At 72.8% G+C, this 22,852-nt stretch carries 22 protein-coding genes; 15 read left to right on the top strand and 7 right to left on the bottom strand.

Going from position 1 to position 22,852, the window contains the following annotated elements; genetic code table 11:
• Positions 1-119: 119 nt before the first annotated feature.
• A complete protein-coding gene (locus tag HUO13_RS32475; RefSeq protein ID WP_211898721.1) occupies positions 120-1,190 on the bottom strand; it encodes a glycosyltransferase family 2 protein in 1,071 nt (356 codons plus the stop codon).
• Positions 1,191-1,243: 53 nt separating this feature from the next.
• Here HUO13_RS32475 and HUO13_RS32470 point away from each other — a divergent pair, with 53 nt between their 5' ends.
• The 3 genes from HUO13_RS32470 to HUO13_RS32460 all read left to right on the top strand — a co-directional run bounded on the left by HUO13_RS32470 (position 1,244) and on the right by HUO13_RS32460 (position 4,737).
• Positions 1,244-2,377, top strand: a complete 1,134-nt coding sequence (locus tag HUO13_RS32470) for a glycosyltransferase family 4 protein (protein WP_211898720.1) — start codon at positions 1,244-1,246, stop codon at positions 2,375-2,377.
• Between the two features lie 190 nt (positions 2,378-2,567).
• Complete coding sequence (locus tag HUO13_RS32465; RefSeq protein WP_211903312.1) at positions 2,568-3,698, top strand: glycosyltransferase family 4 protein; 1,131 nt, start codon at positions 2,568-2,570, stop codon at positions 3,696-3,698.
• 163 nt (positions 3,699-3,861) lie between these two features.
• Positions 3,862-4,737 (top strand): glycosyltransferase family 2 protein, encoded by an 876-nt coding sequence (locus HUO13_RS32460; RefSeq protein ID WP_211898719.1) that lies wholly within the window; start codon positions 3,862-3,864, stop codon positions 4,735-4,737.
• 107 nt (positions 4,738-4,844) lie between these two features.
• On the opposite strand, the gene HUO13_RS32455 is transcribed toward HUO13_RS32460, so the two are convergent.
• Positions 4,845-5,303 (bottom strand): hypothetical protein, encoded by a 459-nt coding sequence (locus tag HUO13_RS32455; RefSeq protein ID WP_432757793.1) that lies wholly within the window; start codon positions 5,301-5,303, stop codon positions 4,845-4,847.
• Positions 5,304-5,652: 349 nt separating this feature from the next.
• Between HUO13_RS32455 and HUO13_RS32450 the strand changes: the two genes are divergently transcribed.
• The 4 genes from HUO13_RS32450 to HUO13_RS32435 all read left to right on the top strand — a co-directional run bounded on the left by HUO13_RS32450 (position 5,653) and on the right by HUO13_RS32435 (position 8,437).
• Positions 5,653-6,717, top strand: a complete 1,065-nt coding sequence (locus HUO13_RS32450; RefSeq protein ID WP_211898717.1) for a sugar phosphate nucleotidyltransferase — start codon at positions 5,653-5,655, stop codon at positions 6,715-6,717.
• A gap of 4 nt (positions 6,718-6,721) precedes the next feature.
• A complete protein-coding gene (locus HUO13_RS32445) occupies positions 6,722-7,633 on the top strand; it encodes a DNA-3-methyladenine glycosylase family protein (protein WP_211898716.1) in 912 nt (303 codons plus the stop codon).
• Positions 7,634-7,635: 2 nt separating this feature from the next.
• A complete protein-coding gene (locus HUO13_RS32440) occupies positions 7,636-7,809 on the top strand; it encodes a hypothetical protein (RefSeq protein ID WP_211898715.1) in 174 nt (57 codons plus the stop codon).
• Positions 7,810-8,143: 334 nt separating this feature from the next.
• A complete protein-coding gene (locus HUO13_RS32435; protein WP_211898714.1) occupies positions 8,144-8,437 on the top strand; it encodes a hypothetical protein in 294 nt (97 codons plus the stop codon).
• Here the strand turns inward: HUO13_RS32435 and HUO13_RS32430 are convergent.
• The 4 genes from HUO13_RS32430 to HUO13_RS32415 form a co-directional block, all read right to left on the bottom strand.
• The gene (locus tag HUO13_RS32430) at positions 8,434-8,973 is read right to left on the bottom strand and encodes an NUDIX hydrolase (RefSeq protein WP_211898713.1); all 540 of its coding nucleotides are present in this window, start codon (positions 8,971-8,973) and stop codon (positions 8,434-8,436) included. The genes HUO13_RS32435 and HUO13_RS32430 overlap by 4 nt on opposite strands.
• 80 nt (positions 8,974-9,053) lie before the next feature.
• On the bottom strand, positions 9,054-10,397 hold the full coding sequence (locus HUO13_RS32425) for a coenzyme F420-0:L-glutamate ligase (RefSeq protein ID WP_211898712.1): 1,344 nt from the start codon (positions 10,395-10,397) through the stop codon (positions 9,054-9,056).
• On the bottom strand, positions 10,394-11,380 hold the full coding sequence (cofD, locus tag HUO13_RS32420) for a 2-phospho-L-lactate transferase (protein ID WP_211898711.1): 987 nt from the start codon (positions 11,378-11,380) through the stop codon (positions 10,394-10,396). The genes HUO13_RS32425 and cofD overlap by 4 nt, the downstream gene beginning before the upstream one ends.
• Before the next feature lie 27 nt (positions 11,381-11,407).
• A complete protein-coding gene (locus HUO13_RS32415) occupies positions 11,408-12,154 on the bottom strand; it encodes a site-2 protease family protein (RefSeq protein ID WP_211898710.1) in 747 nt (248 codons plus the stop codon).
• Positions 12,155-12,644: 490 nt separating this feature from the next.
• On the opposite strand from HUO13_RS32415, the gene HUO13_RS32410 reads away from it, so the two are divergent.
• Positions 12,645-12,932, top strand: a complete 288-nt coding sequence (locus HUO13_RS32410; RefSeq protein ID WP_011875050.1) for a WhiB family transcriptional regulator — start codon at positions 12,645-12,647, stop codon at positions 12,930-12,932.
• Between the two features lie 80 nt (positions 12,933-13,012).
• Positions 13,013-16,435 (top strand): glycosyltransferase, encoded by a 3,423-nt coding sequence (locus HUO13_RS32405; RefSeq protein WP_432757791.1) that lies wholly within the window; start codon positions 13,013-13,015, stop codon positions 16,433-16,435.
• On the opposite strand, the gene HUO13_RS32400 is transcribed toward HUO13_RS32405, so the two are convergent.
• On the bottom strand, positions 16,419-16,892 hold the full coding sequence (locus HUO13_RS32400) for a metallopeptidase family protein (protein ID WP_170108602.1): 474 nt from the start codon (positions 16,890-16,892) through the stop codon (positions 16,419-16,421). The two genes, HUO13_RS32405 and HUO13_RS32400, sit on opposite strands and share 17 nt — an antisense overlap.
• 103 nt (positions 16,893-16,995) lie before the next feature.
• On the opposite strand from HUO13_RS32400, the gene HUO13_RS32395 reads away from it, so the two are divergent.
• The 6 genes from HUO13_RS32395 to HUO13_RS32370 all read left to right on the top strand — a co-directional run bounded on the left by HUO13_RS32395 (position 16,996) and on the right by HUO13_RS32370 (position 22,768).
• Positions 16,996-17,355: a DUF3499 domain-containing protein gene (locus HUO13_RS32395; RefSeq protein WP_193755466.1), complete on the top strand. Its 360-nt coding sequence runs from the start codon at positions 16,996-16,998 to the stop codon at positions 17,353-17,355.
• Between the two features lie 158 nt (positions 17,356-17,513).
• Positions 17,514-18,863: a phosphomannomutase/phosphoglucomutase gene (locus HUO13_RS32390; protein WP_211898709.1), complete on the top strand. Its 1,350-nt coding sequence runs from the start codon at positions 17,514-17,516 to the stop codon at positions 18,861-18,863.
• Between the two features lie 55 nt (positions 18,864-18,918).
• Positions 18,919-19,119 carry a Trm112 family protein gene (locus HUO13_RS32385; RefSeq protein ID WP_029621875.1) on the top strand — a complete coding sequence of 67 codons (201 nt, stop codon included), beginning with the start codon at positions 18,919-18,921 and terminating at the stop codon, positions 19,117-19,119.
• A gap of 6 nt (positions 19,120-19,125) precedes the next feature.
• A complete protein-coding gene (locus HUO13_RS32380; RefSeq protein WP_211898708.1) occupies positions 19,126-20,205 on the top strand; it encodes an SIS domain-containing protein in 1,080 nt (359 codons plus the stop codon).
• Between the two features lie 119 nt (positions 20,206-20,324).
• A complete protein-coding gene (gene manA, locus HUO13_RS32375; RefSeq protein ID WP_211898707.1) occupies positions 20,325-21,563 on the top strand; it encodes a mannose-6-phosphate isomerase, class I in 1,239 nt (412 codons plus the stop codon).
• A gap of 254 nt (positions 21,564-21,817) precedes the next feature.
• The gene (locus HUO13_RS32370; RefSeq protein WP_211898706.1) at positions 21,818-22,768 is read left to right on the top strand and encodes a cation diffusion facilitator family transporter; all 951 of its coding nucleotides are present in this window, start codon (positions 21,818-21,820) and stop codon (positions 22,766-22,768) included.
• Positions 22,769-22,852 lie beyond the last annotated feature (84 nt).

The raw sequence follows: 22,852 nt of genomic DNA, 5'->3' as shown, positions 1-22,852 counted from the left end.
GCCCGCGGTGCGGAGTCCGGAAACCAGCACAGCGGTGTCCTAGACCACACAACGAGCGGAGGCCGCCACCCCCAAAACCCACGGGGCCCGATCCCAAAGGCCATCCGCAATGACGGGGCCTACCGCCCGGCCCACTCCCGCCAAACCTGAACCCGCCCCACCGCTGCCCGGCGGCCGATGGCCCGCCGTTCCGCCAGCGTCGACGGCAGCTGGGCCGCAACTTCCCCAAGCACCCGAATCCGCAGGGTGAGGCGGAAGTTCGCGGCGTCCGGCACATCCCGTCGCAGGGGCCGCGGTGCGTACCGCCGCACTGGAAGCGCGCAGGTGATCGCCGCGAAGCGGACAAACTCCCTGAACGCCACCGGAGCAGGGGCGCACCGCAGCAGGGTCAGCAGCCTGTTGCGCTCGTTCCAGCGGTGGAAGCGCGCCGAACCCGGTTCCGCTGACGCGCCGTGCAGGTGCGTGGCGCGGGCGCCGGGGACGTGCACGATCCGGCGTCCCGCGAGGCGCAGTCGCCACGACGTGTCGGTGTCCTCGTAGTAGCAGAAGAACCTCGCCGGAACTCCACCGATCGCACGCAGGTCGGCCATCCGCATCAGCACCGCCCCGCCGCAGAAACCGAAGACCTCCCCGCCTGTTCCCGTCGTTCCGCCTACTGGCTGCGCTGCTCCGCCCGCTGCCGCAGCCGCTCCGCCTGCCGCCTCCGGTGCTACCGCATCTGCGCCGTAACCGTCCGTCGTGAGACGGACACCGACCGATTGCAGTCGGCCGTCCGGTGCGAGCAACGCGCTGGAAGCCGCTGCCACAGCATCGGGTCCGGCTTCCTGTCCCAGTGCGTTCTCCAGCGCTGCCAGCCACCCGGGCTCCGGCGCTGCGTCGTCGTTGAGCCAGGCGACGAGAGGGGTCCGCACGTTGGCCAGCGCGGCCGCGACCCCGCCCGCGTAGCCCAGGTTCCGCGGCATCCGGAGCACTTCCGGCCGGGACGGATGGGCCGCCAGTACCTCCGCGGTGCCGTCGTCCGAGGCGTTGTCGACCACCAAGGTCCTATGTGGACGATCCTGGGCGGACAGGGCGTCCAGGCAGGCTCCGACGTGGTCGCGTCCTCGCCAGGTCACGACCACCACGGTGCTGCGCACCCGGTCCGCCGAGGCTCCCGACCGGTCCGCGGACGAAGTCACCGACGTGGTCACGGCGGGCAACGCTACGCGCAGCGGCGTCGTGCGCCCGTGGCAGGCTTGGCGTCGTGCCCGAACTCGTCGCGATCGCCGAGCAACTGCTGGCCCCGGTTCCCGGGGGCACCGGCCGCTACACGCGCGAGCTGCTGCGCGCGATGGCCGCGACCGCGCCGCCCGGGTGGCGGCTGACCAGCGTTGTCAGCCGAGGCGGTGATCCGGGCGCCGCCGTCGTCGACGGCGTCGAAGGGCCGCGCGTGCTCCGGCTGCCGCGCCGTGCGCTCGTCGCCGCGTGGGAGCGCGGTGCCCCGCTGTGGCCGGGCGGCGACAGCGTGCACGCGATGACGCCGCTGGCCCCGCCACCGCGCCGAGGTCGCCGACTGGTGGTCACCGTTCACGACACGGTTCCCTGGACCCATCCCGAGACGCTGACCCCGCGCGGTGTGGCGTGGCACCGGCGGGCCATCGCCCGCGCCGGCCGCACCGCCGACGCCATCGTGGTTCCGACCACGGCGGTCGCCACCGAGCTGGCGCAGCACGTCGATCTCAGGGCCGAGGTCCACGTCATCGGCGAAGGCGTCACCCCGTCCGTCATCGCCGACCACTCCAACTGCAGCGATGCCAACCCCACCGAGCCCCACCCCGACAACGAACGCATCGCCGCCCGTCTGGAGCTGCCGCCCAGCTACGTCTTGGCCGTCGGGACGATCGAGCCGCGCAAGGGGCACGCAGACCTCATCCGCGCCCTCTCGCTCCCCGGGGCGCCCGACGTGCCGCTGCTGGTCGTAGGCAGACAGGGGTGGGGTGGGGTCGACCTGCACGCGCTGGCCGCCGAACACGGTCTGGGCCCCGGCCGGGTGCGCGTGCTCGGCGGTCTCGCCGACGCCGAACTCGCGGTGGTGCTCCGCCGTGCCGGTGCGCTCGCCGCACCAAGCCTGGCCGAGGGGTTCGGCCTGCCGCTGCTGGAGGCCATGGCGGCAGGCGTCCCGGTAGTCCACTCCGACGCTCCGGCGCTGGTGGAGGTCGCGGGCGGTGCCGGGGTGACAGTGCCTCGCTCGGCTCCCGCCGCGCTGGCCGAGGCGCTGCGCGCCGTGGTCGCCGATCCGGACCCCGAGCGCATCGAGGCCGGTCGGCGCCGGGCGTCGGCCTGCACCTGGGAGCGAGCCGCGCGCGAAGTCTGGCGCCTGCACACCGAGAAGCCGTGACCGGCAGAGAAGCCGTGAACGTCGCAGAAACGGTCCGAAAGCAAGGAATGGCCCGAAAGCTGTGAACGGCGCGGAAACCGTGAACGACGCAGCGCATGCCGCCGGTAACGGTGTGCTTTTATCCCCGAACCGGTCACGAAAGCCCGCGGTCGCCCCGTACTCTGCTCGGGTGCACAGACGCGAGCCGCGCATCCTCATCGACGCCACGGCGGTGCCCGCGGACCGCGGGGGCGTCGGCCGGTACGTGGACTCGCTGCTCGCCGCGCTCGACTCCGACGGTGCCCGGGTCGCGGTCGCCTGCCAGCCCAGGGACGCCAGGCTCTACAGCACCATCGCGCCGCACACCGAGGTCGTGCCCGCCGCCGAGTCCGTGGCGACCCGCACCGCCCGGCTGGCGTGGGAGCAGACGACCCTGCCCCGGCTGATCCGCCGCCTCGGCATCGACGTCCTGCACTCGCCGCACTACACCACCCCGCTGGCGAATCCGGCCGCGTCGGTGGTCACGCTGCACGACGCGACCTTCTTCACGGACCCGGCGCTGCACTCGCCGGTCAAGGCGCGCTTCTTCCGGGCGTGGACGCGGACGGCGTTGCGGCGCGCGACGTTGTGCGTCGTCCCGAGCGATGCGACCGCGAGCGAGCTCGCGCGCACCGTCGGTGCCGACCGCGGCGCGATCCAGGTGATGTACCACGGTGTCGACCCCGAGCGCTTCCACCCGCCGTCGCCCGCGGAGGTGCAGGCGGTGCGGGACCGGCTCGGCCTGTTCGACCAGCCCTACATCGCCTTCCTCGGCGCGCTCGAACCGCGCAAGAACGTCCCGTCGCTGATCCGCGGGTTCACCATGGCCTGCCAGGGCCGATCCGATCCGCCGACGCTGGTGCTGGCCGGTCAGCCGGGCTGGGACACCCGCGTCGAGCGGGCGCTCGTGGCGGTTCCGCACCGCATCCGGGTGATCCGCGCCGGCTACCTGCCCTTCGGTGAGCTGGCGGGTTTCCTCGGCGGTGCTCAGGTGGTGGCCTATCCCAGCATCGGCGAGGGTTTCGGCCTCCCGGTGCTGGAGGCGATGGCCTGCGGTGCGGCGGTGCTGACCACCCGGCGGCTCGCGTTACCCGAGGTCGGTGGCGATGCCGTCGCCTACTGCGGGGTCGGCGCGGGTGACATCGCGGCGGCGCTCACCGAGCTGTTCGACGACTCCGCGCGGCGCTCGGCCCTCGCGGCGGCGGCGCAGCGCCGTGCGAAGGAGTTCACCTGGGCCGCCTGCGCCACGCAGCACCGCGACGCCTACGCCCGCGCCGACCACGTCCACCGCCACCGCCGCTGATCACTCCGGCCCGCGCCCGGTCGGCGAGTTCGCAGCAGCCGCCCAGCAACCGACCACCCGGCCGCCGCTCCCGCCCGCGTCCCAAAGCCTGCTCTCCCACCAACCCCGGCCGTCCCGCGACCTGGCCGTGGGACTGCGACGCCGGTTGGCAGAATGTGACGTCGTGACCGACTCGCGCACCTACGGCGACGAGATCGCCGTCGTCACCGTGACCTACTCGCCGGGCGAGACCCTCGACGGGTTCCTCGACACCCTGGCCACCGCCACCGACCGCCGGGTCCGCGTGATCCTGGCCGACAACGGTTCCACCGACGGGGTACCGGAGCGGGCGGCGGCCGAGCGGGACGACGTGCACTTCGTGCCGACCGGCGGCAACCTCGGCTACGGCGGCGGCGCCAACCGCGGTGTGGCCGAGCTGAGCGAGGAGTACGGCTGGATCGTCATCTGCAACCCCGACCTCGAGTGGCGGCCGGGTTCGCTGGACGAGCTGCTCGCGGCGGCGAAGCGCTGGCCGCGCGGCGGCTGCTTCGGTCCGCTGATCAGGGAGCCCGACGGCAGCGTCTACCCGTCGGCGCGGCTGGTTCCGTCGCTGGTGCGCGGCGCCGGGCACGCGGTGCTGGGCAAGGTGTGGCCGTCGAACCCGTGGAGCCGGGCCTACCGGCAGTCCGAGACGACGATCACCGAGCGCACCGCGGGCTGGCTGTCCGGTTCGTGCATGTTCCTGCGCCGGGAGGCGTTCGACTCCACGGGCGGCTTCGACCCGCGCTACTTCATGTACTTCGAGGACGTCGACCTGGGCGAGCGGCTCGGCAACGCGGGCTGGCTCAACGTCTACGTCCCGAGCGCCGAGATCATGCACATCGGCGGGCACTCGACGGGCAAGGCTTCGGCGCGGATGCTCACCGAGCACCACCGCAGCGCCTACCGCTACCTCGCGGACCGGCATCGCGGGTTCGTGTGGGCGCCGCTGCGGGTCCTGATCCGGGCCGCCCTCGCCGTCCGGGCGAGGCTGGAGATCAGGTCCGCCGGAAGGCGGTGACGTCCGGCGTGCGCGGCCGGCGGCCGATCACCGCGGACCGGGGCCGGGCCGATGCGGTCCGCCGCCTGAGCTGCTCGGCCCGCACGCCGCTGCGCAACGCGCGCGGTTCAGTACGGCCCGTAGTGCTGCTGCTGCGTGGCACGCGAACCGAGCGGCCCGAACTCGCCGGGCCCGCGCTGCGCCTGGTACGGGTTCGGCGGGACGTCCTGCGGGTCTTCGGACGGCCACGCGGTCGCCTGCTGGGCCTGCTGCCCTTGTCCGTGCTGCCCCTGGCCGTGCCCCTGCGGGTGCCCGTGTCCCTGGCCCTGCGAGCGGCCCTGCCCGCCTCCCTGCGCGTGCCCGTGCCCCTGCTGCGACTGCGAATGCCCCTGCTGCGACTGGGGGTGGTGCTGGTGCCCGGACTGCTGGTTGTGGTGCGGCCCGCCCTGCTGCGGACCGGGCTGGCTCTGCTGCGAACCGTGGTGGGACTGCTGGGACTGCTGGGACTGCGGGAAGACCTGCGTCGAGTCGGAGTCCGACCTCTCCACGACGGTGCGGGGGATGCGGACGGTGGTGGATGCGTCCATCGGCGACGTCGCGTTGTCTGGTGTGACGACGAACGCACCTCGCGCCCGCGCGCGAGCAAGTGCTTCGTCGGCTCGAAGGCGCGGGTCCATAGGGATGCCCTCTCAGTACTTCGCCGGTCAAGGTGGTCGAGCATGGTCACCGGTGGGCAGCGGTCGAGTACGTCCCTCGGGATCGCCGTCGGAGTTCGTCCCGCGGGGGTCGGCTCGGTCCCCAATGGTGGGCCCGATGACCATTATGCCGTTGCTCCTGCCAGAGTATTCCCCCCAATGGGGTTTTCGTCAGGCAAACTTCCTCAGGTAAGGGATCACCAGGTGAGCAGGGTGAGCCAGGTAAGGAGTTCGTCGCCTCATGTCCACTGAAGCGGTGGTGCTGGTCGGAGGTCAGGGGATGCGGTTGCGCCCGCTGACGCTGTCGGCACCCAAGCCGATGCTGCCGACCGCGGGTGTCCCGTTCCTCACCCATCTGCTGTCCCGGATCCGCGATGCGGGCATCCGGCACGTGGTGCTCGGCACGTCCTACAAGGCCGAGGTGTTCGCCGAGTACTTCGGCGACGGCTCCGCATTCGGCCTGGAGCTGGAGTACGTCGTGGAGAAGGAGCCGCTGGACACCGCGGGCGCGATCCGCAACGTGTCCGACCGGCTGCGCGCCGACGACGTGCTGGTTTTCAACGGTGACATCCTCTCCGGGCTGGACCTGCGCGAGCTGCTGCGGACCCACCGCGAGGCAGAGGCCGACGTGACGCTGCACCTGGTCCGCGTCGAGGACCCCCGGCAGTTCGGCTGCGTGCCGACCGACGCCGACGGGCGGGTCACCGCGTTCCTGGAGAAGACCGACGACCCGCCGGTCGACCAGATCAACGCGGGCTGCTACGTGTTCCGGCGTCCGGTGATCGACGACATCCCGGCGGGCCGCCCGGTGTCGGTGGAGCGCGAGACTTTCCCCGGCCTGCTGGCATCCGGTGCGCGCGTGCAGGGTCACGTCGACGACTCGTACTGGCTGGACATCGGCACGCCCGCCGCCTTCGTGCGCGGGTCGGCCGACGTGGCGCTGGGCAGGCTGCGCTCGGCGGCGCTGCCCGCCCCGGCGGGCGAGGCGGTGCTGCTGGACGAGGTCAAGGTCGCCGCCGACGCGGTGGTGCGCGGCGGCAGCACGGTCGGCACCCGCGGCCACGTCGGCTCCGGCGCGCGGATCGTCGGCTCGACACTGTTCGACGGCGTCCGGGTCGAGGCCGGTGCCGTCGTCGAGCACAGCGTGATCGGCGCGGGCGCGGTGATCGGCGAGGGAGCCGTCGTGCGCGGGGCGATCATCGGTGACGGCGTGACCGTCGGCGCGGGCTGCGAGCTGCTCGACGGGGTGCGAGTGTGGCCTGGAGTAGAACTGCCGCCGGGCGGAGTTCGCTTCTCGGCGGACTGAGGCGATGGAAGAACCACTGACCACGACGTGGCATCCGCCGCATCCACTGGATCTGGCGCGAGTGCTGGCACCGCTGCGCCGGGGGACCGGTGACCCCGCGACGCACGTCGAACCGGACGCCTTCTGGTGGGCGAGCACGACCGCCGAAGGCCCGGCCACGCTACGTCTGCACAAGGACGCGGGTGGCACGGTGCACGCGTCCGCCTGGGGTTCGGGCGCCGCCCGGGTGCTGGACGACGTGCCCGAACTGCTCGGTGCCTCCGACGACGACTCCGGTTTCGTGCCGGTGCACGACGCCGTCGAGCGGGGACGGCGGGCCGCCCGCGGTCTGCGGCTCTGCTCGTCGGGGCGGGTGTGGGACGTGCTCGTGGCGGCGGTCCTGGAGCAGAAGGTGACCAACCGGGAGGCGTGGCGGTCGTGGCGGGAGCTGTGCCGGCGGTTCGGCACCCGCGCTCCCGGCCCGGCGCCGCAGCGCCTGTGGGTGCCCCCGGATCCCGCGCAGGTGCGCGCGATCCGCGACTGGGAGTGGCACCGGATCGGAATGGACGGCGCCCGCCGCCGCACCCTCATCAGGGCGGCGTCGGTGGCCCGGCGCCTGGAGCGGGCCGCCGAGCTGCGCGGGGCCGAGGGCAGGCGGCTGCTGCAACTGGTACCCGGCATCGGGCCGTGGACGGCGGCCGAGGTCGCGCAGCGGGCGTGGGGCGATCCCGACGCCGTCAGCGTCGGCGACTACCACCTGCCCGCCATCGTCGGCACCGCGCTGACCGGGCGCCCGCTCGACGACGACGGCATGCTCGAAGCCCTCGCCCCCTACGAGGGGCACCGCCACCGCGCGGTCCGCTACCTCGCCGCGGCCGGGGTGTCCCGGCAGCGCTTCGGGCCACGGCTGCCCGTCCGCGACTACCGCGCGATGTGAACATGAACGATTCGCAGCAGGGGCAGGACGAAGACGTCCAGGAGCGCATGGCCCGCAACGCCGAGTTGGCTTCGATGCCACCGGTGGGCGGCGGCCTGCTCTCGATGGCGGAGATCGTCCGGGCTGTCCACGAAGCGCACGATGACGCCCCCGGCGAATCGGCCTCGACCGGGTGAAGATCAAGCCGCGACCCTGATTCGAATGCATTGCGTCGCATTGCGATGTGTTCTACTTTCGACGTGCGTGAGATTAGGTGGACCGAAGCGTCCGAGCGGCACATCGCGCGGCATTGTGTGTCCCCGAGTGAGGCCGAGGAGGCCGTCAACAGCCGACCGCAGTGGGTGGTGAACAAACCCGACGGAGTCGACCTCCTGTACGCCCGCACGATCGGCGGGCGCTACCTGCTGGCGGTGTTGGCTGAGGCGTTGGATGGACGACTACGTGGTGACCGCACGCGAGATGACCATCAACGAGCGCCGTACCTTCCGGCGTAAGAGAAGGTGAGAGATCATGGCGAAGCTGGACGAGCTTGCTCAGTACTACGACACCCACGACACGAGCGCCGAGATGGAGGCGGGCCGCTGGGAGGCCGAGCCGCCGTCGCCCGATCCGATGGTCACGACATCGCTGCGGCTGCCGAAGTCCCTGCTGGACCAGGTGCGGGCACGAGCGGCCGCCGAGGACACCAAAGCCACCGCGTGGATCAGGGCGCTGATCGAGGCCGAGCTCTCAGCCGCCGCGCCCAACAGCACCGAAGCCCGCCTCCGGCGGCTGGAAGCCGCCGTCTTCGAGCACTCGGCCTAGGCGTCCGGCGCTCGGGCCCCCGCCTGGCTGCCGACCCGCCGCTCGGCGGCGGCGACCAGCGGACCGAGGTCCGAGCCGTCGGGCAGCGCCTCCACCGGCCACCAGCGCAGGTCGAGCGACTCGTCGCTGCGCGCGGCCTCGGCGCCCTCGGGTGCGCGCACGACGAACCGGACGTCGAAGTGGCGGGTCGGCACGCCGAGCGAGCACGTGATCGGGTGCACGTCCAGGTGCACCGGCACCGGGTCGACGACCAGCCCCTCGATGCCGGACTCCTCGCTCGCCTCCCGCAGCGCGGCGCCGGCCAGCGTGGCGTCCTCCGGTTCGCAGTGCCCGCCGAGCTGCAGCCACGCGCCGACGCGCGGGTGCAGGGTCAGCAGCACGTTGCGCCCGGTCGAGTCGAGCAGCACCGCCGAGGCGGTGACGTGCCCCGGCTCGCAGGCGCGCAGGCAGCCGTCGGCACGCGCGTCGAGCAACGTCAGGAACGCGTGCCGGAGGGCCTCCTGCTGCGGGTCGTCGGGTTTCCACTCTCCGAGCACCCGCCGTGCGTCCCCATGCGGACCAGCCGAGCTGTCCAGCGGCCCGCCCGAACCGCTTCGCACTTCACCATTCGCCGCGCTCACAGCTCCACCAACCCGTCGTGCGCGTCGCGGGGCGGGCGGGGGCCTTCGACGGCCTCGGCGGGGTGGCCGATCGCCACGGTGCCCATCGGTTCCCAGCTCTCCGGCAACCCCAGCGTCGAGCGCACCACGTCCGGGCAGAACATCGTCGAGGACACCCAGCACGAGCCGAGCTCCTCGGCCGCCAGCGCCACCAGCAGGCCCTGCACCGCGGCACCCGCCGCCACCGTGAACATCGACCGCTCGGCCTCGCCGCGCCGCTCGTCCGGGTAGTCGTGGGCGCCTTCGCGCACCAGGAACGGCACCACCAGCTCCGGCGCGGTGTAGAGCAGGTCGCCGCGACCGACCCGGCGCTGCGCGGCCTCCTCCGACATCCCGTCGCGGCGCAGGTCGGCCAGCCACGCGGTGCGCATCGCGTCGAGCAGCTTCGTCCGCAGTGGACGGTCGCGCAGCCAGGCGAACCGCACCGGCCTGGTGTGGTGCGGCGCGGGAGCCGTCAGCGCCGCGCCGACGGCCCGGCGGACGGCGTCGGCGTCGACGGGATCCGGGGCGAAGGCCCGCACGGACCGGCGCATCAGCACCGCCTCCCGGCGGCCCTGTGCCAGCGCCTCGGCGGTGCCCATCCGGAAGAGGTCCTCCTCGACCGGACGGACCAGGTCGCGCGCGGTGGAGCCGTCGTCGACCGGGACCAGCCCGCGCACCACCGCGACCGGCACCCCGCCGAGCTTGCCCTTGACCAGGTCGGCCGCGGCCGCGATCTCGTCGGCCACCGCGACCTCGGTCACCGCCAGCTCGTTGCCCTGCGGGTCGGTGCTGCCCCGGTAGCGGTGCAGCACCTGCAGGCCGGCCGCGCCGATCGCGGCGTCGGTCTGCCCGACGCGCCACGCGCGGCCCATGGTGTCGGTGATGACGACGCCGACGTGCACGCCGAGCCGTTCGGCGAGCCCGGCGCGCAGCCTGCCGGCCGAGGCGTCGGGGTCCTCCGGCAGCAGCGCGATCTGGTCGAGCGCGACGTTGGAGGCGTCCACACCGGAGGCGGCCTGCACGATGCCGAGCCGGTTCTCGGTGATCAGCGTCCGCATGCGGCGCGCGAGCACCTGCACGGCCTCCGACCGGACCAGCTCGCGGCGCAGCTCGTCGCGCTCCTCGGGGTCGCTCGGGGCGCGCACGATGCGGCCCTCGACCTTGGACACCACCTTGCTGGTGACCACCACGACGTCGCCGTCGCTGAGCCACGGCGCGGCGGCGGCGATCGACGCGGCGAGGTCGTCACCGGGGCCGAACTCCGGCAGTCCGGGCACCGAGTACAGCCGCAGGCCGTCTCGTGCCGCGTGGTCCTTCACGGCCGCACCCCCGCGATGTCGAAGGCCGCGCGGGTCATCTCCGCCGTGCTGTCCACATCGGACATCAGCAGCGGGACGGCCCGCACCGAGGCGCCGGGCACGTCGGCGGTGTCACCGGTGTGCACCAGCCACGCGTCCAGGATGCCCTCCGCGGAGCCCTGGCGGGAGCCGTAGTGCCTGCCGACCGCCTCGGCGGTGGTGTCGACGCCGATCGCGGTGAGGCAGGCGTCGGCCATCCCCCGCAGCGGTCTGCCGCCGATGATCGGCGAGAGCCCCACCACCGGCGCCTTCGTGCCGCGCAGCGCCTCGCGGAAGCCCGGCACCGCGAGCAGCGTGCCGACGCTCACCACGGGGTTCGACGGGGCGATCAGGACCACGTCGGCCTCGGCGACGGCGTCGAGCACCGCAGGCGTCGGCTTCGCCTCGTCGGCGCCGACCGGCACGATCGCCCGCGCGGCGGGCTCGGCGCGGTGGCGCACCCACCACTCCTGGAAGTGCACGGCCCGCGGCTCGGGGTCCTCGATCGCGATGTGGGTCTCGACGCGGTCGTCGGTGACCGGCAGCAGCCGCACCCCCGGGCGCCACCGGTCGCACAGCGCCTCGGTCACCGCCGTGAGCGAGTAGCCGGCGCGCAGCATCCGCGAGCGCACCAGGTGGGTGGCGATGTCGCGGTCGCCGAGGCCGAACCAGCTCGGTTCGGCGCCGTAGGCTGCCAGCTCGTCCTTGACCGACCAGGTCTCGCCGAGCCGTCCCCAGCCCTTCGCCGAGTCGATCCCGCCACCCAGGGTGTACATGCAGGTGTCGAGGTCCGGGCATACGCGCAGCCCGTGCATCCACACGTCGTCGCCGACGTTCACCACCGCGGTGACCTCGTGCGGTGACGGTTCCTCCGGTTCACCCACGGCGGGCATGCCCAGCGCGGCCTTGACCCCTTGCAGGAAGCGCGCGCCGCCGACCCCGCCTGCCAGAACAACGACCTTCACGGCCTCAGATCCTCGCACGCGCGTGCCTCACATCCAGAAGCGGAAGGTGCTCATGCCCGCGGCCGTCAGCCCGGCGTCGCCACCCACCGCGTCGAACAGCAGGTACGAGACGTCGAAGAAGAGGCCGCCGAGCGGCGTGGCCAGGATCAACGCGAACAGCACCAGCGGCGCCCACGGCCGCGCCTTCTCGCCGAACTCCCGCGCCGGTCCGGACAGCCACGGCTCGATCGCGCCGTAGCCGTCCAGGCCCGGGATCGGCAGGATGTTCAGCACGAACGCGATCACCTGCAGGTAGGCCAGGTAGCTCAGGCCGGCGCCGAGCCCTTCGGGCATCGGCACCGTGGCCACCACGGCGGTCAGCGCGACGCCCAGCACGAGGTTGGTCAGCGGACCGGCCAGCGAGACCATCGACTCCACGCGTCGCGTCCGCAGGGCGTGGTGGTTGATCCACACCGCGCCACCGGGCAGCGGAATGCCGCCGATCGCGACGAACAGCAGCGGCAGCACGATGCTCAGGACCGGGTCGGTGTAGTGCCTGGGATCCAGTGACAGATAGCCCTTGGAGCGGACAGACAGGTCGCCGCCGCGGTAGGCGGTGAGCGCGTGGCCGAATTCGTGCAGGCACAACGATGTGGCCCACCCACCGAGCACGATCAGCACGACTCCGGTGGTGATCGCGACCATGTTTGGGAAGGTCGCCAGCACACCGCCCGCGACGGTGACGGCGACGAGCGCGAGGAACAGCGGACTTACCCGGACTGCGGAGTTCATCACCGGACCAGTGTCCCCGTCCGACAACGGGCGCGGGGCGGCACCGGGTGGTATGCATTGATCATGAAGGCAGATACCGCTGTACGGAGCACTCGATCATGCGCCGTAAGTGCTCATCCGATGACTCTGAGCGGATGCGCGCGAGGGTTCCCCCTACGGATGGTCTCCACTTGACCGCATGGAGCTACACGGGTGTAATCACAGTGGTGTCATTCTCCGTTGACGTTCACCAGGCCAGCGGTCCGGAAGCCGCTCGTCGCGGGCAGCACCGCTGTTCCGGGTGGAGCTGAGCGTCATCGGCGGTGCCGGCAGCGCCGATTCCGCCGTGGCGGAGCGGGTCGCGGGTGCGGTGCGCGTCAGCGCCCGGCCGGAGGGGAGAACCGGCCGGGGAATCGCAAGTGGGAGTGCGTCCCGTTCAGGTCCTGGGGAGGACCGAATGGAATGGGAGAGACCCGGGGGAGGACCGATGTGGGAAACGACGGAGGGCCGTCTCATGGAGCGGGAAGACCCGCACCTGGCGGAACTCGACATCCTGAACGGGCTGTTCGATCTCGGGGAGGAAGAACAGGAATGGCAGGAGCGCGCGTTGTGCGCGCAGACCGATCCTGAGGCTTTCTTCCCGGAGAAAGGCGGTTCGACCAGGGAGGCCAAGCGGATCTGCGCCGGGTGCGAGGTCCGATCGGAATGCCTGGAATACGCCCTCGAACACGACGAGAGATTCGGGATCTGGGGCGGTCTTTCCGAGCGCGAGCGCCGGAAGTTGAAGCGCCGCGCGGTCTAGCCCGCTTCGGCAGGGCAACTCTTCGCATCCTCGCTCGTTTACCGTCGTGCGGTAGCTGATCACGGCGGTGGGAGGAAGAGTTGGCCGCGAGCACGCCCCGTTTGGACACCGCACCGGTTCTTGTGGTGCTGGTGTGCCACGACGGAGCCGAATGGTCGGCTGACGTCCTGCGCGCGTTGCGCGGGCTCACCGTCGGTCCCAGGCACGTGCTGGCGGTGGACACCGGTTCGTCCACATCGGAGCAGCTCGCGCGGGCGGCGGCCGAAGGCGTCGTCGACGGAGTGCTCGAACTGCCCGCGGAGACCGGATTCGGCGCGGCGGTGTCGGCGGCCCTGGAGCACGCCACCGAACGCTGGGGTGATCCGGGGCGCTGGCTGTGGTTGCTGCACGACGACTCCGCGCCTGAGCCGGACTGCCTGCGCAACCTGCTCGAGGTCGCCGATCTCGACTCGACGGCGGCGATGCTGGGGCCGCTCGGCCTGGACTGGGACGATCCCCGGCTCGTCGTCGACGCCGGGTTGTCGACCGACGCCTCCGGCAACCGCCAGACCGGCATCGGACCGTCCGAACTGGACCCCGCGCTCGGGGAACCCGGTGCGTCGCTGGCGGTGTCCGAAGTCCTCGCCGTCGGCACGGCGGGCGCGCTCGTCCGGCGCGACGTCTTCGAGCGGCTCGGCGGTTTCGACGACGACGCCACCGCCTTCGACGATGTCGACCTCGGATGGCGCATCAACGCGGACGGCCACCTGGTCCTATTCGTGCCCAGCGCACGCATGCGGCATGCACGCGCGATGAGCACGGACCTCCGCAGCCCGGACGCGTTCAGGGCGCGCGGGTTCCGGAGCAGGCGCGCGGCCGAGCGGGTGGACGGCGTCCGGACATTCCTGGTCAACACGGCGGTTTGGTCCTACGTCTTCGGTGTGCCCAGGCTGTTCGTGCTCGCGGTGGCGCGGGCGCTCGGGTTCGCGTTGCTCCGGCGCTGGCCGGAGACGGCGGCCGAGCTGTCGGTGCTGCGACGGCTGCTCACCGGAGGTCTGGGGTTGCGGCCGGGCCGCCGGTCGCGGACGGCGCTGATCCCGAAGCGCCACGGCGTGCGGGGATTGCTGACCAGTCGGCTGACCCGGCTCCGCGACGGTCTGCGCGCCGCGTTCGCCGGCCTGGTCCGCGACCGCGTGCGGCGCGACGTCGTGCTCGGGCGCAGGCCGGAGTCGCTGCGCTCGGTACCGGCAGCCTCCGCCCTGGTGGGCACGCCGGGCAACGGACCGGCCACTCCGGACACGGCCGCTGCCGACCCAGCCGACTCCGAAAGCACGACCGACTCCGAAAGCACGACCGCGCAGGACGCCGACCCCTCGGCAGGTCGCGACACCACCCGGCTGGTCGGGCCGGACGCCCTGCCTGCCGGCGCGGTGGGCAGGCGGGCGGCGGGGCTGCGCAGGCCCGCGGCGCCGGTCGTCGTCCCGGTGGAGGTGGTGCCCGCGCCGGGACCGAGCCCGCGGCCACGGCCATCGCCGGTGCCGAGGAACGGTGAGGCACCGCACGAGAACGTCCCCGCACCGGACCAGGAACTCCTGCTCGTGCCGGTCGACCGCTGGCGCGTGCTGCGCGAGCTCCTGCTGACGCCCCCGGTCGTGCTCGCCGTGGCACTCGTGGTCTTCGCGCTGGTCACCCACGGCCTGCTCGCCGAACACCCGCGGTTCGGGCCGGGGCTGCACGGCGGTCGCCTGCTGCCCGTCGGCGACCTCGCCCAGACGTGGGCCGACTATCTGGCCGCCTGGCACCCGGTAAACGGCGGTACGGCCTCGCCCGCACCCGCGTCGCTGCTGGTGCTGGGAGTCCTGGGCGCGGTGTTCGGCGGACCGGCGACGGTGGTTTCGGCACTGCTGCTGTTCGGCGTCCCGCTCGCCGGGGTCGCCGCTTACGTGGCGACCCGCGCCCTGCCTGTCTCCCGGACGTGGCGCGCGACCGCCGCGGGCGCCTACGCCCTGTTACCGGTCGCGGTGTCGTCCGCCGCGCATGGGCGGGTCGACGTCATGGTGGCGCACGTGCTCGTGCCGCCGCTGCTGGCGGGCCTGGCGTCGGTCGTCGGGCTGGCGCGCCTGACGCCCGTCAAGCACGACCGGAGCTGGCTGGGCACGGCGTGCCTGACCGCGCTCGGGCTGGCCGTCGTCGGCGCGTTCGCCCCGCTCGTGCAGGTCGCGCTGCTCGCGCTGGCGTTGCTCGGCTTCGTGCTCGTGCCGGGCGAGGCCCGCAAGGCGCCCCGGCGGGTCGCGGGCCTGGCGGCCGTCGTGCTGCTCTCGGTGGCGTGCCTGCTGCCGTGGCCGGTCGTCCTGGTCCGCCATTCGCAGCTCCTGCTGCACGGGCCGGGCGCACGGACCACCGAGTCCGCCGCTTCCGCCCCCTGGCTGCTCGCGCTGACGCCGTCACCGGTGGGCTGGGCTGGCGGGCTGCTCGTGCTGGGCGCCGCGGCGGCGCTGGTGCTGGGGCGCAGGCGGGCGATGCTGCCGGGCGTCGTGGTGATGGTCACCGGCTGGGCGCTCGCCGCCGTGGTCGCGTTCGTGCAGGCCGCGCCCGTCGGAGGCGGCCCCGCGAGCACCGGCTGGGCGGGTGCGCCGCTGGTGCTGGTCGCCGCGGGGGCGCTGTGGACGGTGCTCGCGCACCCACCGGCGATGCCGAAGGCGGTGCCTGCGGTTGCGCTCCTGGTGCTGGCGGTCGGCTCGGCGCTGGCCGGCATCGGAGGCCCCCTGACCGCCCAGCAGGGCCGCACCACGCCGGCCCTCGCGGCTGACCTCGACCGGCCGGGTGCGCTGCTGCTCGTCGAACGCGGACCGCAGCCACCGCGGCTGGTCGAGGGGCGCTCCCCGCGCTTCGGCGATGACGACCTGGTGCCGGTACCAAGCGCGACCGAGTGGCTGCACCACATCGACGACGAGCTGCTGTCCGGCGACCCCGCCCGGGTGCGAACCGCTCTGGCCTCGGCCGCCGCGCGCGGCGCCGGATTCGTCGGGGTACCGCAGGGCACGGGCGCGGAGCTGACCGGGGCGGCGGGCGACCTGGTCCTGCCGCACGGACGGCTGGCCGACGGCAGCGAGGTGTTCCGCATCCTGCTGCCGAACAGCCCCGTCGAGGTGCTCGGTCCCGACCTCGCCCGGCAGGCCAGGGCGGAGGCGGCGCCGTCACCGCAGGCCAGGCCGCTGACCGTGCCCGCCCAGCCCCCGGACTTCGCGGTCCGGGTGTCCGAGGGCGGTGTCGGCAGGCTGCTCGTGGTCGGTGCGGAGAACGAACCGGGCTGGCAGGCGTGGATCAACGGCGCCCCGGCGCCCCTGGCGACCGCGTGGGGCCACCAGGTCGCGGTCCCGCTGCCGGAGCACCCGGGTGAGGTGCGCGTCGCCTACTCGGGCGCGGCCCGGACGGCGCTGCTGGTCGTGCAGGCGGCGGCGATCCTGTTCACGGTGGTCGGGGCGCTGCCGGAGCGGCGCCGCCGGGTCACTGCCCCTCGATGACGTCCGGATCCAGGCCGAGGTAGGTGGCGACCTGCTCGATCAGCACGTCGTGCAGCAGGTCGGCCATGTCGGTGCCGTCGCGGGCCCTGGCCTCCAGCGGGCGCCGGTACAGCACGATGCGCGCACGGGTGGGCAGCCCCCGCCGGTCGACCCCCGCCGGGACGAGCCGGGCGAGGGGCACGTTGGCGTCGACGACGACGTCGTCGTCCCACACCACCTTCTCGGCGGCCGTGGTGGTGACCTCCGGTACCTCGTCCACCGCCACGTCGAGCTGGGTCAGCTCGGCGTGCCAGCGCTGTTCGATCGGCTCGAGCGCCTCCAGCACCAGTGCGTCGAAGCGCTGGGAACGGCTCCTGGCCACCGGGACCGAGGACGGGTACAGCGGTCCGCGCAGGCCACGGCCTCGCCTGTCCCGCCGAAGCAGCGTCCGGCGCCGAGATCCACGTGCGGTCACCACGTGGTGAGGGTACGCCGTCGGTAACCGCCGTGGCGCCGGTCGCCTCGGCTCGTTTCCGCGTGCCTGCGGCGCGGGCCGGAAGCGGGACGCTATCGTGCGTGTCGTGCGGAGCGTGAGGCGTTGCTCGCGGACCGGGTGTACCAACCCGGCCGTTGCCACGCTCACTTATGCCTACGCGGACTCCACGGCGGTCGTCGGACCGCTGGCCACCTACGCCGAACCGCACAGCTACGACCTGTGCGAGGAGCACGCCCTGCGCCTGACCGTCCCCAAGGGCTGGGAGGTCGTACGCCACGAGGGTGAGTTCGCGCTCCCGGAACCGTCCGCCGACGACCTCACCGCGCTCGCCGAGGCCGTCCGCGAGGCCGGACGACCCGACCGGCAGCCCGAGGCCCCCGACTTCTCGGTCGGCGGCGGTCGGCGCGGCCACCTGCGCGCGCTACCGGACCCGCGGGAAGAGTAAGGGCCACTGCACCACCTCGCGGTACCCGGCGCGCGAACAGCACGAATACACGTGATGAACAGCTCGCCGGGGGGCCGTGCAACGCCACGACGAGCACGATCGCCGGTAGGCTTCGCACCGCACCAGGTGGATGTCGACGGCATTGGGGAGTGTGCAGCGTGCGGGACCTGTCGGGGATCGTCAAGGCGTACGACATCCGCGGGGTGGTGGGCGAGCAGCTCGACGCGGACGCGGTCCGCGACATCGGCGCCGCCTTCACCCGGCTGGTGGGCGGGCCCGCCGTGGTGGTGGGCCACGACATGCGCGAGTCGTCCCCGGGCCTGGCCGAAGCGTTCGCCGAGGGGGTCACCGGGCAGGGCGTCGACGTGGTCGAGATCGGCCTGGCCAGCACCGACATGCTCTACTTCGCCTCCGGCAAGCTCGAGCTGCCCGGCGCGATGTTCACCGCCAGCCACAACCCGGCCAAGTACAACGGGATCAAGCTCTGCCGGTCCGGCGCGGCCCCGGTCGGCCAGGACAGCGGCCTCTCGGAGATCCAGGAGCTGGTGGCCCACGGCGTGCCGGAGTTCCTCGGCGCCAAGGGCTCGGTCACCGGCCGCGACATGGTCGCCGAGTACTCGCTGTTCCTGCGCGAGCTGGTCGACCTCCGCGGCATCCGCCCGCTCAAGGTCGTCGTCGACGCCGGCAACGGCATGGGCGGGCACACCGTGCCCACCGTCTTCGAGGGGCTGCCGGTCGAGGTGGTCCCGATGTACTTCGAGCTCGACGGCACCTTCCCCAACCACGAGGCCAACCCGCTGGACCCGGCCAACCTCGTCGACCTGCAGGCGAAGGTGCGCGAGATCGGTGCGGACGCGGGGCTGGCCTTCGACGGCGACGCCGACCGCTGCTTCGTCGTCGACGAGCGCGCCGAACCGGTCGCGCCGAGCGCGATCACCGGCCTGGTCGCGGTCCGCGAGCTGGCCAAGGAGCCGGGCGGCACGATCATCCACAACCTGATCACCTCCAAGGCGGTGCCGGAGATCGTCACCGAGCACGGCGGCGAGCCGGTCCGCACCCGCGTCGGCCACTCGTTCATCAAGCAGACGATGGCCGAGACCGGCGCCATCTTCGGCGGCGAGCACTCGGCCCACTACTACTTCCGCGACTTCTGGCGGGCCGACTCCGGCATGCTCGCCGCTCTGCACGTGCTCGCGGCGCTCGGCGGCCAGCAGCGGCCGCTGTCGGAGCTGATGGCCGAGTACACCCGCTACGCCGCGTCCGGCGAGATCAACTCGACCGTGGACGACCAGCAGGAGCGGATGCGGCGCGTCGCCGAGGTGTTCGCTGACCGGAATGGCGCTCGTGCCGACGAGCTGGACGGGCTTACCGTGGAACTCGCGGACGGGTCGTGGTTCAACCTGCGCCCGTCCAACACCGAACCGCTGCTCCGGCTCAACGTCGAGGCCAGGGACACTAACGCCATGGCCGCGCTCCGCGATGAGGTACTCGCGGTCGTGCGAGGCTGAGATCGATGCGACGGGCCGGTGGAGCGCGCACTCCCCGGCGGGCTTGGGAGGAAACGTGGCCGTTGACTTGGAACCGCAGTTGCTGGAGATCCTGGCCTGCCCGTGCCCGGCGCACGCGCCGCTGCGGCAGAGCGATGACGGCCTGCTGACCTGCACTTCCTGCGGTCGCGGGTTCCCGGTCCGCGACGGCATCCCGGTGCTGCTGCTGGAGGAGGCCGTCGGCGGTCCCGCTCCAGGCGATCCCGGAGAGGGGTGACGTCTCGTGCTCGACGACAGCCTCTTCGACGACCCGGCCAGGCTCGCCGACGTCGACACCAGGGGGTTGCTGCGCTCGGCCGCGATGGCCGGCGCGCAGGTGCGTTCGGCGGTCGAGGTGACCGCCGAGACAGGACTCGACGACCTCGCCGACGGCAGGCCACGAGCGGTGGTGCTGCTGGCCCGTCCGGGTGTCTCGCCCGCGGTGTGCCGGCTGCTCGCCGCGCTGGCCGGGCAGTCGTGCCCGGTCCCGGTCGTCGTGGCCGACACCGCGCCGACCTGGGTGGGCGCGCTCGACGTCGTGTTCGCCGCCACCGACGACGCGGGGGACCCGGTGCTGGCGGAGTCGGTGTCGGTCGCCGCGCGCCGCGGCGCGACCGTGGTCCTGGCCGTCCCGGCGGAGGGCCCGGTGGCGGCTGCCGCCGCGGGCCGCGCGAAGGTCATCGCGCCGAAGGTGCCGGTGCCGCCGGCGCTGAGCTTCGCGCACGCCTTCACCGCCGGCCTGAGCCTGTTCGGCGCCCTCGGTCTGCTGCGCGCCGACACCGAGACGCTCGCCGACGAGCTGGACCGCGAGGCCGCCCGGGCGCACCCGTCCCACGAACTGCTGATGAACCCGGCGAAGTCGCTGGCGATGCGGCTGGCCGACCGCGCGCCGCTGCTGTGGGGGCTCGACCAGGTGTCCACCGCGGTCGCCGAGCACGGCGCCTACGCGCTGGGCTGCCACGCGGGCACGGCCTGCGACGTTTCGAGCTACCAGCAGGCGGTCGCCCGTCAGGCCCTGCACCGCACGGCGCGGGGCCTGGGTTCGGAGGCGGACCTGTTCGCCGACCCCGAGGACAACCCCGGCGGTCTGATGCGCGTGTTCCTGGTCAGCGCTCGGTTCGACGCCGAGAGCGAGGCCACCGAGCGGGCCGCGGTTCGCGACCTGCCGGCAGCCGACCTGGTCACCCCGGGCGAGTCGGTGCGCGACGACGCCGTCCTGCGGTCGGCGCTGCTGGCCGTTCGGTTCGACCTCGCCGCCGTGTACCTGGGGCTGGCGGCGGGCACGCTCGACGGTCCCGGCTGGCAAGCCCTGGCGATGCACTGAGGGCAAGCTCAGGGACAGCCCTGATGCGGCGCTCCCCGCCGGAGGGTGTGCTGTGTCCGGCGCGGCGCCGGTGCCGGTGGACGAACGAGCAGGCGTGAGACGAGGAAGCGAGAACGACTGTGGAGTTACTGCGGAACGCGGTGCGCCCCTACGCCTGGGGTTCGCGCACCGCGATCGCGGACCTGCTCGGCCGTCCGGTCCCGACGCCGCACCCCGAGGCAGAGCTGTGGATGGGTGCGCACCCGGGTGACCCCTCGATGCTGGTCCGCCACGACGGTTCTGAAGAGTCGCTGCTGGAGCTGCTGGACGCCGATCCGGCGCACCACCTCGGCGCCGGCTGCAAGGACCGCTGGGGCGGCAGGCTGCCGTTCCTGTTCAAGGTGCTGGCCGCCGACGAGCCGCTGAGCCTGCAGGCGCACCCGTCGGCGGAGCAGGCGGCCGAGGGCTTCGCGCGGGAGGAGTCGGCGGGCATCCCGCGCAACGCCGCCAACCGCAACTACCCGGACCCCACCGCCAAGCCGGAGCTGATCTGCGCGCTGACCGAGTTCCACGCGCTGGCCGGGTTCCGCGAGGCCGGCCGCACCGTGCGGCTGCTCGACGCGCTCGACGTGCCGAGCCTGCGCGCGCACCGGGGTCTGCTGGCGGCCCAGCCCGACGCCGACGGCCTGCGGGCGCTGTTCACCACGTGGATCACCCTGCCCGAGCACTACCTGCGCGACGTGATGCCGGAGCTGCTGGACGCGTGTGTCGAGCACGTGCGCGAGCGCGGCGAGTTCGCGCTGGAGTGCCGCACGGTGCTGGAGCTGGGCGAGGCGTACCCGAACGACGCCGGTGTGCTGGCCAGCCTGCTGCTCAACCGGCTGGTGCTGCAACCGGGCGAGGCGATCTTCCTGCCCGCCGGGAACCTGCACGCCTACCTGCACGGCACAGGTGTGGAGATCCTGGCCAACTCCGACAACATCCTGCGCTGCGGGCTCACCCCCAAGCACGTGGACGTGCCGGAGCTGCTGCGCGTGCTGGACTTCGCCTGCGGTGACATGCGGATCCTCAAGGGTGAGTCGCTGGACGCGAACCTGACCGTCTACAAGACCCCGGCCCAGGAGTTCGAGCTGTCCCGGGTGGACTGGACGCTCGCCGACTCCGGCGGGGTCCTGCTCGACTCGCCGGGGCCGCAGATAGTGCTGTGCACCAAGGGGCGCGTCCACCTGTCCACGGTGGACGGAAGTCGTTCGGTCCAGCTGGAGCGCGGCGAGTCGGTGTGGCTGGCGGCCTCCGACCAGGCGGCCGTCGCCCGCCCCGCGACCCTCGACGCCGACGGCGCGGCCCAGGTCTTCCGCGCCGCTGCCGGTGTTGTCTGACCCGTAAGTCGTCTGGCGACCGGCCCCGCTGTCTGGCGTTTCGTTTCCCCGCCCGGCCGTCCGACGACCCATGCTTCGGTGGGCTCCGAATGGCCGGGCCAATTGCCGCCACGCGTCCGGTGCCGCCTTCCAGCCTGTCGCTTTGGGATGGTCCGCACGAAACGGGTACTTTCCGGCCGACGCGGGGATAGATTGCTCGCGAACTCGGCCGGTGAGGAGCTCACCGGTACCTCACCGGAATTGGGAGTGACAGCGTGTCAGCAGGCGGCGGCACCAAGGCAATCATCGCGGCGCTGGTCGCGAACGCGGGCATCGCGTTGGCGAAGTTCGGCGGGTTCCTGGTCACCGGGTCCTCATCGATGCTCGCGGAGTCGGTGCACTCGGTGGCCGACACCTCCAACCAGGGGCTGCTGCTGCTCGGCAAGAAGACCTCGCAGCGCAAGCCCACCGACGAACACCCGTTCGGCTACGGGCGCGACCGCTACTTCTACTCGTTCGTCGTCGCGCTGATGCTGTTCAGCCTGGGCTCGGTGTTCGCCCTCTACGAGGGCTACCACAAGATCGAGCACCCTGAGCCGCTGAGCACGCCCTGGGTCGCGGTCATCATCCTGGTGATCGCCATCGCGCTGGAGAGCTTCAGCTTCCACACCGCGATCAAGGAGTCCAGGGCGATCAAGGGCGGGCTGGGCTGGTGGCAGTTCATCCGCCAGGCCAAGACGCCGGAGCTGCCGGTGGTGCTGCTGGAGGACGCGGGCGCGCTGTTCGGCCTGATCCTCGCCCTGGGCGGCGTGGGCCTGTCGGTGCTCACCGGCAACCCGGTCTGGGACGGCATCGGCACCGCCTGCATCGGCGTCCTGCTGGGCGTCATCGCGATCGTCCTGATCATCGAGACCAAGAGCCTGCTCATCGGTGAGGGCGCCGACCGGGCGGTCCTCGGCGACATCGTGTCCGAACTGACGCGCGAGCGCGTCGAGAAGGTCATCCACATCCGTACCCAGTACATCGGCCCCGACGAGCTGCTGATCGCCGCGAAGATCGGCCTCGCCTCCTCGCTGACGGTCGCGGAGGTGGCCGCCGAGATCGACGCCGCCGAGGACCGGGTCCGCTCGAAGGTTTCGGCCGCGCGGCTCATCTACCTCGAACCCGATCTTGAGCGCACCACTGAGGACACCGCCGCCAAAGGCGCCGCCGCGAACCACGAGTAGTGCCTGAATGGCAATCCTGTGAACATGAGTCACAAGGCGTTAACGAATTCCGCGCGGGACTCCAGCAGGGCCGTTCCCATTGAA

Source organism: Saccharopolyspora erythraea (assembly GCF_018141105.1).
Lineage (GTDB): Bacteria > Actinomycetota > Actinomycetes > Mycobacteriales > Pseudonocardiaceae > Saccharopolyspora_D > Saccharopolyspora_D erythraea_A.
The sequence above is the reverse complement of the archived record's forward strand: the minus strand, read 5'-3'. Positions and strand labels throughout refer to the sequence as shown.

What these genes read in the sequence shown, in the direction of transcription:
- HUO13_RS32450 (WP_211898717.1), top strand. Translation starts at nt 5,653, where the DNA reads ATGTCCACTGAAGCGGTGGTGCTGGTCGGAGGTCAGGGGATGCGGTTG.
- HUO13_RS32440 (WP_211898715.1), top strand. Translation starts at nt 7,636, where the DNA reads ATGAACGATTCGCAGCAGGGGCAGGACGAAGACGTCCAGGAGCGCATG.
- HUO13_RS32445 (WP_211898716.1), top strand. Translation starts at nt 6,722, where the DNA reads ATGGAAGAACCACTGACCACGACGTGGCATCCGCCGCATCCACTGGAT.
- HUO13_RS32435 (WP_211898714.1), top strand. Translation starts at nt 8,144, where the DNA reads ATGGCGAAGCTGGACGAGCTTGCTCAGTACTACGACACCCACGACACG.
- HUO13_RS32455 (WP_432757793.1), bottom strand. Translation starts at nt 5,303, where the DNA reads ATGGACGCATCCACCACCGTCCGCATCCCCCGCACCGTCGTGGAGAGG.
- HUO13_RS32410 (WP_011875050.1), top strand. Translation starts at nt 12,645, where the DNA reads ATGGAGCGGGAAGACCCGCACCTGGCGGAACTCGACATCCTGAACGGG.